The sequence below is a fragment of the Microcoleus sp. B6-A1 genome, from assembly GCF_036705085.1.
Classification (GTDB): domain Bacteria; phylum Cyanobacteriota; class Cyanobacteriia; order Cyanobacteriales; family Microcoleaceae; genus Microcoleus.
The window spans coordinates 30,977-45,750 of record NZ_JAUBTU010000043.1; the positions used below are offsets into that span (position 1 = coordinate 30,977).

General features: G+C 44.5%; 11 protein-coding genes. 5 read left to right on the plus strand and 6 right to left on the minus strand.

Annotated features, from left to right (window positions below; all coding sequences use genetic code 11):
* Positions 1-70: 70 nt before the first annotated feature.
* Both QUB11_RS17370 and QUB11_RS17375 read left to right on the plus strand, forming a co-directional pair.
* Positions 71-466 (plus strand): response regulator, encoded by a 396-nt coding sequence (locus QUB11_RS17370; protein WP_333205160.1) that lies wholly within the window; start codon positions 71-73, stop codon positions 464-466.
* Positions 463-3,069, plus strand: coding sequence for a PAS domain S-box protein (locus tag QUB11_RS17375; RefSeq protein WP_333205162.1), 2,607 nt, complete (start codon positions 463-465; stop codon positions 3,067-3,069). Before QUB11_RS17370 ends, QUB11_RS17375 begins: the two co-directional genes overlap by 4 nt.
* Positions 3,070-3,173: 104 nt before the next feature.
* Here the strand turns inward: QUB11_RS17375 and QUB11_RS17380 are convergent, their stop codons facing one another.
* The 5 genes from QUB11_RS17380 to QUB11_RS17400 form a co-directional block, all read right to left on the minus strand.
* On the minus strand, positions 3,174-4,262 hold the full coding sequence (locus QUB11_RS17380; RefSeq protein WP_333205164.1) for a response regulator: 1,089 nt from the start codon (positions 4,260-4,262) through the stop codon (positions 3,174-3,176).
* A gap of 124 nt (positions 4,263-4,386) precedes the next feature.
* A complete protein-coding gene (locus QUB11_RS17385; protein ID WP_333205166.1) occupies positions 4,387-5,889 on the minus strand; it encodes an ATP-binding protein in 1,503 nt (500 codons plus the stop codon).
* 91 nt (positions 5,890-5,980) lie between these two features.
* On the minus strand, positions 5,981-6,133 hold the full coding sequence (locus QUB11_RS17390; protein WP_333391267.1) for a hypothetical protein: 153 nt from the start codon (positions 6,131-6,133) through the stop codon (positions 5,981-5,983).
* A gap of 307 nt (positions 6,134-6,440) precedes the next feature.
* A complete protein-coding gene (locus QUB11_RS17395; RefSeq protein WP_333391269.1) occupies positions 6,441-6,887 on the minus strand; it encodes a response regulator in 447 nt (148 codons plus the stop codon).
* Positions 6,888-6,935: 48 nt separating this feature from the next.
* Positions 6,936-9,734 carry a PAS domain S-box protein gene (locus QUB11_RS17400; protein WP_333205171.1) on the minus strand — a complete coding sequence of 933 codons (2,799 nt, stop codon included), beginning with the start codon at positions 9,732-9,734 and terminating at the stop codon, positions 6,936-6,938.
* 273 nt (positions 9,735-10,007) lie between these two features.
* On the opposite strand from QUB11_RS17400, the gene QUB11_RS17405 reads away from it, so the two are divergent.
* Positions 10,008-10,163, plus strand: a complete 156-nt coding sequence (locus QUB11_RS17405; RefSeq protein ID WP_333205173.1) for a hypothetical protein — start codon at positions 10,008-10,010, stop codon at positions 10,161-10,163.
* Between the two features lie 135 nt (positions 10,164-10,298).
* Here the strand turns inward: QUB11_RS17405 and tkt are convergent, their stop codons facing one another.
* Positions 10,299-12,314, minus strand: coding sequence for a transketolase (gene tkt / locus QUB11_RS17410; RefSeq protein ID WP_333205175.1), 2,016 nt, complete (start codon positions 12,312-12,314; stop codon positions 10,299-10,301).
* 34 nt (positions 12,315-12,348) lie between these two features.
* Here tkt and QUB11_RS17415 point away from each other — a divergent pair, with 34 nt between their 5' ends.
* A complete protein-coding gene (locus QUB11_RS17415; RefSeq protein ID WP_333205177.1) occupies positions 12,349-12,486 on the plus strand; it encodes a hypothetical protein in 138 nt (45 codons plus the stop codon).
* 309 nt (positions 12,487-12,795) lie between these two features.
* A complete protein-coding gene (gene lysS / locus QUB11_RS17420; protein WP_333205179.1) occupies positions 12,796-14,349 on the plus strand; it encodes a lysine--tRNA ligase in 1,554 nt (517 codons plus the stop codon).
* Positions 14,350-14,774: the final 425 nt, after the last annotated feature.

Sequence of the window (14,774 nt, forward strand, 5' to 3'; positions counted from 1 at the left end):
ATGTAGAATTTGGAAAACGGTGTGCTGCCCAGGAGGGTGCACCCTGCCACACTAAAGAAGGAAACTAGCGATGTCTAAATCAGCAATTTTGTGTGTGGACGATGAAGTAGGAGTGTTGGAAAGTCTGGAAATTGAACTGCAACAGGCATTTAACGGTAAATATCTTTGCGAATTTGCTGAAAGTGCTGCCGAAGCCCTGGAAATTATTGAAGAGCTATGTGAAGCTGAGGTTAACATTTTAGTAATTGTCTCTGATTGGTTGATGCCCGGAATGAAAGGAGATGAGTTGCTGATTAAAATTCATCAAAAATATCCACAAATTGTGACAGTGATGCTGACAGGACAAGCAGACCAAGAAGCAATCGAACGCACAAAAAATCAAGCTAATCTTCATGCTTTCATAGAAAAACCTTGGCAAAATCAAGAATTAATTGAAGCGATTAAGTCTGGTCTAGCAAATTTATGAAAAAACCAGTCATTATTTGTGTCGATGATGAGCAGACTATACTCGATAGTCTGGAAATAGACCTGCTAAAAGCCTTTGAAGATAAATATTTAATTGAAACGGCCCAAAGTGGCGAAGAAGCTTTAGAGCTACTGTCAGAACTTTTAGCAGACCAGTATGAAGTTCCTTTGGTTATTTCGGATCATATCATGCCTAGTATGAAAGGAGACGAACTATTAAGGAGCGTTCATGCTATCTCGCCGAACTGTCTCAAGATCATGCTGACGGGGCAGGCAGATTTGGATGCGGTAGCCAATGCTATTAACTATGCTAAATTGTACCGATATATACCTAAACCTTGGCAATGTGATGACTTAAAATTAACTGTCACTGAGGCAATATATAGATATTTTCGAGATAAACAATTAGCGGAAAAACAAAAAGAACTTCACGAAATGAATCAGGAGTTGGTAAAATTAAACCGCAAGCAGGCGATGCTGATTGCCAAACTCCATGAAAACGAAAGTCGCTTGACGCAATATCTAGAAGCTATGCCATTGGGCGTGTGTGTGCTTGATGCAAACGGCCAATCTTTCTACGCTAACCAGAAAGCGCGGGATGTATTTGGCAAAGGCACTGTGCCGCATATTAATTCCGAGCAAAAAGCAGCACTTTATCAATTCTATAAAGCCGGGACTAATCAAAGATGCCCAGTTGAAGAATTGCCAATTATGCGGGCGCTTAGGGGCGAAAATGTGCGGACTGAGGGTGTAGAAATTCGTACAGCTAATAAGATTATTCCTGTAGAGAGTTGGGCAACTCCAATTTATGATTCTACAGGCGACATTTCCTATGCGATTATTGCTTTTAGTGACATAAGTGAACGCAAGGAAGCTGAAGCGGCGCTAATTCAAGCTGAAGAGAAGTATCGCGGGATATTTGAAAATGCTCTAGAAGGTATTTTTCAGACGACACCGGACGGACATTTTATCAGTGCGAATCCTGCTCTGGCGGAAATTTACGGCTACGATTCTGCGTCAGAATTGATAGAAAGTATTAATGATATTCAGCAGCAATTGTACGTGGAACCGAACCGCCGTCAAGAGTTTCTGGCGCTGATGAAACAGCACGGTACTCTGTGTGAGTTTGAGTCTCAGGTTTACTGTCGAGATGGCAGCATTATCTGGATTTCTGAGTATGCGCGCACCGTTTATGATGCTAACGGTGAAGTGCTTTACTATCAGGGTTTTGCTAAGGATATTACTTTGCAAAGACAGGTGGAAGTAGAACGAATCAGGTTTACTAATGATTTAGAAAAAGCTTTGGCAGCCGAAGAAAAGTTAAATGAGGCACTGTCAGAAAACGAAAGCCGATTGACTCAATTCCTAGAAGCGATGCCAGTGGGAATATTTGTTGTCGATGGTAAGGGTAAACCTTTTTACATGAATTCTTGGGGCGAAAGGATACTAGCCCAAGGTTTAATTTTTGATGGGGGTACTGACCAATTTCCTGAAGCTTATCATTTTTACGACGCTGGAACTAATCAATTGTATCCGAGGGATAGCCAACCGATTGTTCGGGCGTTGCGGGGAGAATTTGTGCGTATGGACGATCTAGAAATTCATGGGTCGGATCGGATTGTGCCGATCGAGGTTTGGGCGACTCCAATCTACGACGAACGAAAAAACATAGTTTACGCCATAGCTGCTTTTCAAGACATCACGGAACGTCTAGAGGTAGAAACCGAGCGCCGCCAATTCACAGACGAGTTGCAAAAAGCTTTAGCAGCGGAAGAAAAATTAACAGATGCTTACGGGCGGTTTGTACCGCACGAATTTCTCCACTTTCTGGGATATGAAAGTATTCTGGAAGTCAAATTAGGCGATCAGGTACAGAAAGAAATGTCGGTGCTGTTTTCAGATATCCGCGATTTCACTTCTCTTTCGGAAAGGATGAATCCCGAAGAGAATTTTCAATTTCTTAATGCTTATTTGTCGCGGATGGAACCGGCAATTACTAACAATTTTGGTTTTATTGATAAATACATTGGCGATGCGATTATGGCGCTGTTTGATGGCAGTGCGGACGATGCTGTGAAAGCGGGAATTGCAATGCTAGAAGAGCTTAACGACTATAATATTAGTCGTACTCAGGCCGATTGCCCGCCGCTGCAAATTGGCATTGGCATCAATACGGGTTCTTTGATGTTAGGCACGGTGGGTGGCCAAAGCCGGATGGACAGCACGGTGATTAGCGATGCGGTAAACTTAGCGTCCCGCGTGGAAAGTTTGACGAAAGAGTATGGAGTTTCGATGTTAATTACTCACAATACTTTTATACAGTTGAACGATATTTATGATTTGAGGTTGATCGATCGCGTAACAGTTAAAGGCAAATCGCGAAGGGTAACACTTTATGAAGTATTTGCGGCCGATCCGCCAGAGTTACGACAGAAAAAGTTAGAGACAAAGACAATCTTTGAGCAAGCTTTGGTACTCTACTATAGTGACAAGTGTGGCGAAGCTAAAAGATGGTTTTCGGCCTGCTTGGAAATCAACCCTAATGATAAGGTAGCTCAAATTTATATGCAGCGGTGTGCGAAAGGAGCGATCGCTCCTGCATAATACCATTTGAGAGTTTATATTTGATAATTGGGAATGATTTATGCCATAAGGGTTGGGAGTTTGCCTACACTTGTATTCTTTTTTGAAACTGGTATAATCATTGTTTAGACAGGCAGGGAAACGCAAACTATGGTTTCTTGTTGCGGCAAACTTTCTATTTTAAATTCTCCTCCGTGCAATTCTGCAAGGCGTTGAACAATAGCCAGCCCCAATCCCAAACCTGCTTGTTGGTAAAGTTTGCGATCGAACTGCCTGTAAGCTTCTAGCTGTGCAATCTGATCGGTAGTCATGCCGCGGCCTTGGTCTTTGACAGACAGAATAAAAGTCTGATTTTCGACGAAAGTGCTTAATAAAACCGGCGTTCCTTCTAAAGAAAATTTGAAGGCATTGTCCAAGAGTTCTTCAACAATTTTTGCGAGTCTGACAGAATCCATAGCTACCGACGAATCTTGCAAGTTTAATTGTAAATCGTCGGTTCTATTCGCGTGTTTTGCTTGCTGCCGAGCTTTTTGACTCAGCAAAGATTTTACACAGCTAAATTCGCTGTTTCGCATCTCCTTTAGCAGTTCGGGATTTGTGGCTGCTATCTCCAGTTCTGCATACAGCAAGAAGTTCTGAATCAGCCGATACAAGCGATGGCCGGAAGTTTGAATTTGACCGATCATCTCTAAGATATCTGATTCCTCTAAGACCTTGTATTCTGACAGAATCAGCTCAGAAAAACCCAGAATTGCATTCAAAGGAGTCCGCAATTCGTGGGGTAGCGACATACTAATATTAGTGCGTAATTCGTCTAGCGTCTTTTGAGATTGTCGGCTAATTGTTTTTTGTTTTTCAAGTCTAATAGCAATGGCTTTTAGCAGTTCTTGCGGCGTACACGGCTTAGTAATGTAATCGTCAGCTCCCAGTTCCATGCCCGTGCGAATGTCAACTTTATCGGCTTTGGCTGTGAGGAAAATAAACGGAATTGTGGCAGTCAAGGGTTCGGAGCGCAAAGCTTTGATGACGCCGTGACCGTCTATTTCCGGCATCATCATGTCGCACAAAATTAAATCAGGGATTTGTTCGATCGCCAATTTGATGCCGACTTTGCCGTTAATCGCTCCTATTCCTTCAAAATTCTCGGCTTCCAGCAACTCTAAAATATTCTCTCTAATCGCTTCTTCGTCTTCTATTACCAAAATCTTAGCCACGGTGATAGCTCCTTTTAGTTAGTAGTTGGTTGGAAAATTCTGGGTTCAGACACTTGATAACTTTGTTTGTTAGGCGCTTAATTAATCGTTAAATACCGGATATGTATAGTTGATAATTCAGTTGTTATTGACAGGGAGGGCAAATTAGAGGCAAGGTAATAGTGAAAGTTGTGCCTTTTCCTTCTTGACTGTCGATCGCAAGTTGGCCGCCGTGAAGTTCCACAGCCCTCTTCACAATTGCTAAGCCGAGACCTGTTCCCGAAATAGTGCCGACATTTGGAGCTCGGTAAAAAGTTTCTAATATCCGCTCTCGATCGGCTTGGGGAATGCCGATGCCCTGGTCTTGAACTTGGAAAACAGCTTCTTTGTTTTGACAGTTGAGGTGCAAGGAAACTGTACTGCCGATGGGGGAATATTTGATGGCATTTGAGAGGACATTTCCCAAGATTTGCTGCAGCAGTTTTTCATCCATTTGAGCCTCGCAGTTGTCGCCTTCGTATTGAAAGGCGATCGGGTGTTGGTTGCTGTCGTTGAGCTGCTGCTCTTCTACCAGTTGACGGCAAAATTTTTCAAGGTTTAAGGAAACCGGTTGAAACTGCAAGGTATTGGCTTCGATTTTGCCAATTACGAGGATATCTTCTAATAACTCTGTCATGCGTTTAATTGCTAATTGAATCCGCACAAAATGAGTAGATTTTTTATCTTGGGCCCACTGAGAACTGTAATCTTGCAGCAATCCAGCGGAAAATTGGATTGTTGTCAAAGGGGTGCGGAACTCGTGGGAAACCATTGTGACAAATTTAGCTCGCAGTTGTGAAAGTTCCTTTTCTCGTGCGAGGGCTTTGAGAATTTCCGCTTCTGCTCGTTTACGATCGCTAATGTCACGGGCTTCGGCAATCAGCAGCAAAACTTGTCCTGTTTCATTTTTAACAGGTTTCAGTGAGAAATCAACTGTCATAATTTGGCCACTTTTGCCTAACAAGTCGATTTCGCTGCGGAAAAACTCGCCGCGACTTGCTTTGCCGATCGCGCATTGCAATTGTTCGGAAACCTGTGGCGACTGGGCCCACATCGCCATATCCCAAATCGGGCGGCCCACAATACCCTCCGATCGCAATCCGGCAAAATCGAGGGCTGTCTCGTTCACTTCCAGCACAATTCCTTCGGGAGTCAGCAGCTTGGTTAGCTGAAATGATGAGTCAAAAATCGCCCGAAAGCGGCGCTCGCTTTCCCGCAGCATTTTAAATGTTTGAGATCGTTCGATCGCGTAGCGGATCGTCCGCACTAATAATTGAGTAGTAATTTGACCTTTAACAATATAGTCTTGAGCTCCCAAGCGAACTGCTTCTAGGGCGATCGCTTCATCATCCAAGCCTGTCATTACCACCATGGGCACATCAGGAGCAACTTCTCGCAGGCGAGTTAGGGTTTCCAAACCGCGGCTGTCGGGCAAAGAAAGGTCGAGCAAAACTACATCAAAGGGTTGTTTACACAGTTGTGCGATCGCCTCATGGAGGAACTCAACAGACACCAGTTCCCACTCGACGCCCACAGATACTTCTAACAGTTCTGCAAGTAAATCAGCATCAGCAGGATTGTCTTCTACTAACAGAATCTTAATCCACATAGCTTAGACGTTTTTGACTGTAAACTTTTTACTCTACCAATCTTAGGTTAAACTTTTTCGCTTTCCCATGCCATTTTCAACTTGAAAATTATTATTTGGGAACTGTCACCACCACCAGCCACCAATCCTCAATCCATCTCACCAGCTTAGCGACTTGACTAAAGTCGATAGGCTTAGTGATGTAGCACCGGGCTGACAAGGCATAAGACTTGAGCATCTCTTGATCGGCTGCTGAGGTTATCATAATTACCACCGGAATCATTTTTAACTAGAGTGCGGAATTGATTTATATTAATATTTACCAACCGTTTTGTTATACAAAATCAAGTCAAGCAGAATTAAATCTGGACGCAAACCCGAACAGAAAAGCCTTCTTTATTCAATAAATTTATTGCTGATACCATATTTCCTACTCTTATGCAAATTGTTGAAAATTGGCTTGTTGCCAGCTTTTATAAATCCCAGTTTGCATCCCTGATCAAATCATCCACCAGCAGAATTTCCATAGGTTAAAAACTTTTAGAGCATTCATAAGCAAAGCATCTATTCGTTTAATTTAGAGGAAGTTTGACGACTGCCAGCCAGAATTCCTCAATTAACCTAACTACTTTAGTAAATTCAACGAAGTCTACAGGTTTTGTTATGTAACAGTTGGCGTGGAGGGAGTATGACTTAAAAATATCTTCGGGCGCTGCTGAAGTGCTGAGAATCACTACAGGAATTAATTTTAAGTTTGGGTCAGTTTTAATTTCTTCTAGCACTTCAATACCGCTTTTTTTCGGCAGCTGCAAATCGAGCAAAATCAAATCGGGACGAGGTACCCTGAGATAAGGTTCTTTTCGGCGCAAAAACTTGATTGCTTCGACTCCATCCTCCACAAAATGTAAGTTATTCAATATTTTACCCTGATTGAGGACTTCTATTGCCAAATCGGCATCGCTGGGAGAATCCTCAATCAGCAGAATCTCTATAGGTCTAACAGTGCTTCGATCACTCATAACCGGCGTATCCCTTTGAGTATAAAAACAAAATTGAATTTTGAGGCTTCAGGTACTAATTATAGGAATAGTGAAGTAAAAAGTCGCTCCTTTTCCCTCCTGAGATTCCACCCAGATCCGACCGCCGTGGCGTTCAACAATGCGCTTGCACATCGCCAAACCTATGCCAGTACCGGAATATTGGCGGCGGGAGTGCAGGCGCGCAAAAATGATAAAAATGCGATCGGCATACTGCGGATCGATGCCAATGCCGTTATCGCGGACACTGAACACCCATTCGCTCTCTTGCCTGCGGGCAGCGATATGAATCAACGGGATATCTTGGCGACAAAATTTGATGCTGTTGGCGACCAAATTTTGGAATAATTGCACCAGTTGAAATTCATCCGCCATCACGGTTGGCATCGCGTCGCAGGTGATTACAGCTTTTGTTTCGGCGATCGCAATTTGCAAATTGCACATAGTTTGCTTAACCACAGCGTTGCAGTCCGCCTGCTCAAACTCCTGACCCCTCGTTCCCAGGCGCGAATACGCCAACAAATCGTTAATTAACTGCTGCATTCTCGTGGCGCCATCGACAATATAATGAATATACTTATCTGCGCGATCGTCCAAATTTCCTTGATAGCGCTGGGCCAGCAATTGAGTGTAACTGGTAACGGCTCGGAGCGGTTCTTGCAAATCGTGGGAAGCCACATAAGCAAATTGTTCTAATTCCTCGTTGGAACGCTTCAAATCTTCTGTCAGTTGCAGCAGTTGCTGCTCTGCTTCTTTGCGGCTTGTAATGTTGTAAACCAAGGCGCAACAAGACAGCAAATTACCCTGGGAGTCCATGACTGGACTGGTAGACATATCAGTCCAAATATCTTTGCCATCCTTGCTTTTGAATTTAAATTCGTGTTGTTCACCAATACCTTGCTTGCGCCGCTCGACATTTTCAATAGCTTGTGGTTTTTCCCGTTCGTCCATGAAATCAAAAAGCGGCCGGCCGAACATTTCTAATTCACTATAGCCGAGCATTCGCGCCATTGCGTGGTTTACGTAAGTCGTGAGGCCATTTCTGTCAATTACCCAAATACCTTCTTCTGCTAATTCAACTATTTGCCTGTACTTAAATTCGCTTTCCTGCAAAGCTGTTTCAGTTAGTTTGCGCTCGGTGATATCTTTCATAAAACAGTGGTGGCCGTTAAATATCCCTTGTGCATCGCAAGCTTTTACCATCGTTAATTGCTTGTAAAAAAACGAGCCATTTTTCCGAACGCCTCTAGCTTCAACTTCTACTTTGCCAGAAATTAGCATTTCCTGATAAGCTGAGAGCATCATCTCAACATCGCCCGGATGTACGGTAAGCTGCCATTTCATGCCAAGCATTTGTTCCGGTTCGTAACCGCATTTATGAGCGTAAGCTCGGTTAACCTTCACGTAGCGCCCCTCAATATCGAGCCGTGAAATGCCTTCCACCGCATTTTGCATGGCACTGGTTAGGTCACGCAGCTCTTTTTCAGCTTGTTTGCGATCGCTAATATCCTGACCGATACCCAAAAAACCGTTAATATTTCCATTACTATCAAATAAGGCAGTCACCGACAGCATTACCGGAAACCGCGAACCATCTTTGCGAATGTAAGTCCATTCATTTTCGTCCGCGATTTCCCGGCACGGCAAGGCAACAAAAGCTTCAATTCCCGGCTCTATTTTCACTCCCAATTCTTGAGAAAGAACTTCAGCTCTTTGAGCGACCTCCAGAGGATCGTGAATTATTTCTACCGTGACTTTCCCCACCACTTCTTCTAGCGAATAACCTAAGAGTTGTTCAGCCGCCCGATTAAATGTTTTAATTGTACCGTCGGTATCTGTAGAAATAATGGTGTAGTTAGCGCTATTAAGAATTGCATTTTGCAGTTGCGTCAATTCCAACAAAGTGAGAGCAATTTTTTCCCGGTAGGCTATTTCTTTTTGCAATTTGTGGTTAGAAATTTCGATTTGAGCCGTGCGCTCAGCAACTCGATGCTCCAGAGTTTCATTGAGCAGTCGATTTTCCTCTTCTACCTGCTTGCGTTCTGTAATATCAGTAATAGTACCAACATAACTTTTTGTCTCCCCATTTTCTCCGATTTGACCGACAAGTTGACCGACTATCCAACTGATTTTAGTGTTATTAATGTCTAGAAAGCGGTACTCAGATTTAAACGGCAATTTCTCCTGCGCGGCGCTATACCATTCACTAAAAACCCGATCGCGGTCGTCTGGATGAATGCCTTGCAACCACCCTTTGCCCAAAGCTTCATCACAAGTTATTCCCGAAATTTGACACCAGCGCTCGTTGACATACAAGCAGTCTCCTCCAGCATCTGCATAAAAGATTCCTACCGGCGAAGCTTCAGTTAAAGTTTGATAGCGAGCTTCCGTTTCTCGGCGTTCAATTATTTCTTTTTGCAGTATTAGATCGATCATCCCTAATTGAGTTGGACTCATCAGAGTTAATGCTTGGGGAACGAAAGGAATTAATGCAAAAGCAGTGTAACCAGAAATCGCGGCGGTAATAATTTTCAGACTGCCAGAAACCCAATAAACAGGATGCCAAAGCGTCCAAACTTCCATCACATGAGTAGTGCCGCAGGAGATAATAAAGGCTGCAAACAGCCAAAAGATATTGCGAAAGGGCAAGTCTTTTCGCTGAAATAGAAAATAATAAATTAACGAGAGGGGTATTGAATAGTAAGCCAGGGCAATGATAGAGTCTGACACTATGTGGAGTGCTACTAGCTCTCGCTGCCAAAGGTAACAGTGACCGTGAGGAATATAATTTCCCGTGAATAACAGGTGATTTAAAAACTTCCAAATCATAAACGGAATGACAAATGGGGAAGGAGTAATTTAACGCAATAACTTATAACTTATCTTAACTCTCTGAAATATACTGTTCTGGAGGCACGGGGGGCTAAAAACCCGGTTTCTTCATAAAGGCCTCATTGCCAAACCGAATATTGTGGTAGAAACTGGTTTTTCTTCCGTAAGTCTTAATATAGCAATTCTCAATGATTCGCAAGCTGTAGCGAGCTCTAGGTTGGGTATAACTTATATGTTGCACCATTCTCAATCCTTTTATGGACAGGCAAGATGCCTGTTCCACAAGAAAATTCATCTCTTGTGGAACAGGCATCTTGCCTGTTGCTGACAATGGTGCAAGATGTGAGCTATGACGAAGTGAAACCCTATATGCCGATTGGAGATTTTAGGATTTTAGCTTTTTCTTCCTTCTTCCTTATCTTCTAAATAACTAAAGCCTTCTTCCATCCATCCGTTACATCTGTTACATCGGAAGAAAGAGAATCCGTTGCCGAACTTCCTTCTGCTATAAAAAATGGGGCGAGCTCGAAGCCCGCCCCACCCAAAATTATGCTGCTGCTATTAGCCCAACAGCGCCTGAGCCTTAGCTACCACATTATCAACTGTGTAGCCAAACTTTTCTAAAGCAACGGGGCCCGGTGCAGAAGCGCCGAATCTGTCAATACTGAGGCTATCGCCTTCAGAACCCAAATAACGTCCCCAGCCGAAGCTACAACCTGCTTCAACTGCCAACCGTTTAGTAACAGCTTTCGGCAGTACAGATTCGCGGTAAGCGGCATCTTGTAAGTCAAACAATTCCCAGCAAGGCATCGAAACTACGCGCACTTTATTGCCTGCAGCGCGCAATTTTTCAGCGGCATCAACGCAGAGGTAGGTTTCGCCACCGGTGCCGATTAAAATGATGTCGGGAGTGCCGCCGTCGTCGGACAAAATGTAAGCGCCTTTGGCTGTTCCTTCGATCGAACTTCCAGCCAAGTTAGGCAAGTTTTGGCGCGACAAAGCCATTAAAGTTGGGCGAGTGCGGCTTTCAACTGCCACTTTGTAAGCGCCGGATGTTTCATTACCATCCGCAGGGCGCATTACCAACAAATCGGGAATTACGCGCAGAGAAGCGATGGTTTCCACGGGTTGGTGAGTCGGGCCGTCTTCGCCCAAGGCTACGGAGTCGTGAGTCATTACGTAAATAACGCCAGCTTCCGAGAGTGCAGAGAGGCGAATTGCTCCCCGCATATAGTCAGCAAATACCAAGAAAGTGGCGCAGTAAGGAATTAAACCGCCGTGCAGAAGCATACCGTTGGCGATCGCACCCATGCCGTGTTCCCGCACACCAAACCGCAGGTTACGTCCTTCGTACTGACCTTTTTGGAAGTCTTTTTCACCCTTGAGCAAAGTCATGTTAGAAGATGCCAAGTCAGCGGAACCGCCGATCAGTTCTGGTAACACACTTGCCAAAGCATTCAAACATTTTCCAGAATGATTCCGAGTCGAATCGGCCTTATCTTCTGCCTTGTATGTCGGCAAAACTTTATCCCAACCTTCGGGAAGTTTGCCGGCCACCGTGCGCTCGTATTCTGCTGCTTCTGCAGGATATGCTGCTTTATAAGCATCAAAAGCTTTCTGCCATTCTTGCTCAGATTGAGCGCCACGTTCGACTGCTTTGCGGAAGTGCGACAAAGCATCATCAGGAATCTCAAACGGTGCGTGTTCCCACTTCAAGAAATCGCGAGTTGCTTGCACTTCATCGCTACCCAAAGCAGCACCGTGAGCGCTGTAGGAATTGCGCTTGTTTGGAGAACCGTAACCAATGATGGTACGGACTTTAATCATGGACGGTTTGTCCGTGACTTTTTTGGCTTCTTCAATAGCTTTGTGAACTGCTTCTAGGTTAGTATCTTGGTCTAGAGCGGTATTGTCTACTGTAATAACGTGCCAGTTGTAAGCTTCAAAACGCTTGCCGACATCTTCAGTAAAGGCCAAGCTTGTGTCGCCTTCAATAGAAATGTGATTGTCATCGTACAAGGCAATTAATTTGCCGAGTCCGAGGTGTCCGGCCAAAGAACAAGCTTCGCCAGAAACGCCTTCCATGTGGCAGCCGTCACCCATGATGACATAGGTGTAGTGGTCAACAATGGTGTGGTCGGGCTTGTTAAACTTAGCAGCGAGGTGAGCTTCTGCCATTGCCAAACCGACGGCATTAGCAATTCCTTGTCCCAGGGGGCCGGTGGTAACTTCTACGCCTTCGGTGACGAAGTTTTCGGGGTGTCCGGGGGTTTTGGATTCCCACTGACGAAATTGCTTGATGTCGTCGAGGGTGACGCTATCGTAGCCTGCCAAGTACATGAGGGCGTACTGTAGCATACAGCCGTGGCCGGCGGAGAGGACGAAGCGATCGCGATTAAACCACTTGGGGTTTTTGGGGTTGAACCGCATGAACCGATCCCACAGCACGAAGGCCATAGGGGCAGCGCCCATCGGCAGTCCCGGGTGTCCTGATTTTGCTTTTTCTACCGCATCGATGGCCAGAAAGCGGATAGAGTTGATGCAGAGTTCTTCGAGTGATTGGGTTGCAACAGCCATAATTATGGTTTTTATATGTTAAGAGAGAGTGTGTGTGGTCGATTCTGACAGAGGAGCGATGAGTCGAGTTCGATCGCTCGCGTTTCTGCTGTTCAGTTTCGATGGAACTGCCGTGAGGCTGCACTACATATCATCTCACCTGTTGCGATCGACAGACAACTTAATTTTTTAATGTTTCGGTCGCTTTGTGCAGTCGATCGTAAATTTTTATCGGAAATATTTCTGGGGCGAGTGCGGATCTGTGCGATCGGGGTACGAGAGGGTGTAACTTATTTATTTGGCAAATTGGCTCTCAAAACCACCCTGTTATGATAGAGTTTGGTGTTTCTGACATTTTGCAGCTCGATCGCGAACAGGCAAGATGCCTGTTCCACAAAGAGGAATTTTCGTGTGGGGCGTTGATTTGAGCAACGCTCGATCGCACGATCGCCAGAATAGTGCAAGATGTCAGATATTTGTAATTTTAATCAGGCAATAACTAATGACTCTCAGTGAAGCCGAAGTCCGCAGTCAAAAAGTAGAGGAACTGCGATCGCAAGGCATAGAACCGTATCCCAGTGAATCCTACGCGCGATCGCACACAGCCAAGCAAGTTCGCGAAATATTTAGTCAGCCGGGAAAAGAACTCGAAAACGGACAAAGTGACCCCGAAGAAATTTCCCTGCGATTAGGAGGCCGCATCACTTCCAAGCGAGACAGCGGCAAAATTGGTTTCATCGATTTAAAAGACGCCACAGACAAAATTCAACTCAAAATCGAGAAAGCAATCGTCACCGGCGAAGTCGGTTTGAGCTTTGAACAAATTAAAAAATTGCTCGATGTCGGCGATTTTGTCGGCGTCGAAGGTATCGGCTGCCGCACCCCCAGGGGAGAACTTTCTATTTTAGTGAGGGAATTAAAGCTTTTATCAAAAGCTACCATTCAATTTCCCGATTCTTATTACGGAATTAACGACCCCGAAGTTTGCCGCCGTCACCGCGAAATGGATTTGGCAAGCAACCAAGATGCGCTCAACCGTTTTATGCTTCGCAGCCGCATCGTTCAAAGCATCCGTTCCTATCTCTGGCAAGCAAATTTTTACGAAATAGAAACGCCAACACTGCAAGCTATTTACGGCGGTGCTGCTGCTAAGCCATTCATCACCCACCACAATGCTTTGGAGGTGGATTTGTATTTGCGAGTGGCTCCCGAATTATTTTTAAAACGGGCAATTTGCGGCGGTTTCGAGCGAGTATTTGAACTAGGGAAAGCATTTAGAAATGAGGGGATTGACAGCACCCACAATCCAGAGTTTACCTCTTTAGAAGTTTACCAAGCTTATGCTGATGTTTTCGACATTTTAGGAGTTGTCGAAGACGTGATATGTTTCGCAGCGGCAGCGGTATTTGGGGATGTCAAAGAAATTGAAAATCAGGGGGAAACGATTAGTTTAGAACGCAAGTTCGACTACAGCGAAAAATATCCCGGTTTCAGCGGCAAACACTGGCAAGTGAAAACGATGGTAGAAGCTGTCAGAGACGAGTTTGAGCTGGATTTTGACAGTTTGGATTTGGAAAGTGCGAGATCCTCTGCAACCAAACTAGAATTGCACCTGTCTAAGTTAGAACAACAGAGTTTAGGCTACGTGCTGTATGCAGTTTTTGACAAATTAGTTGTTCCCAAACTAATTCAACCTACATTCATCATCGACTATCCTGTCGAAGTCAGTCCTTTAGCAAAAGGACATCGCAACAAGCCGGGATTTGTAGAACGTTTCGAGCTATTTATCAACGGTACAGAATACTCGAACGGATTCTCAGAATTAAACGATCCGAAAGAGCAAAGAAAGCGGTTTGAGGAACAGTTAGCGCAGAAAAATGCCGGCGATGACGAAGCGCATCCAATGGATGAAGACTTTATTCAAGCGCTATCTTTGGGAATGCCTAACTGTGCGGGAATGGGTATCGGCGTAGACAGATTGGTGATGCTTTTAACTAATACTCAAAGCATCCGAGATGCCGTCATGTTCCCGACAATGCGGCCTGTTAAAGATTGATTCGGAATTTTTTGTAGGGGCGGGTTTTACAAACAATATCTAACTCAAACAAACAGTCTCTATAAACCCGCCCCCACCCGACAAATAACCTACATCAACCTTGACTTCGATCGAATACGAAAAATGTGCATTGCGATTTACCCTTGGGCGGGGGCGGGTTTATTTATATCGTCAATTATTGGCAATATTGTTGGTGAACCCGCCCCTACAATTATGCAGAAAATGTGCATTCCGATTTACCGTTGGGCGGGGGCGGGTTTATTTATATCGTCAATTATTGGCTAATATTGTTGGTGAACCCGCCCCTACAATTATGCAGAAAATGTGCATTCCGATTTACCTTTGGAGGGGGGCGGGTTTATTTATATCGTCAATTATTGGCTAATATTGTTGGTGAACCCGCCCCTACAATTATGCAGAAAATG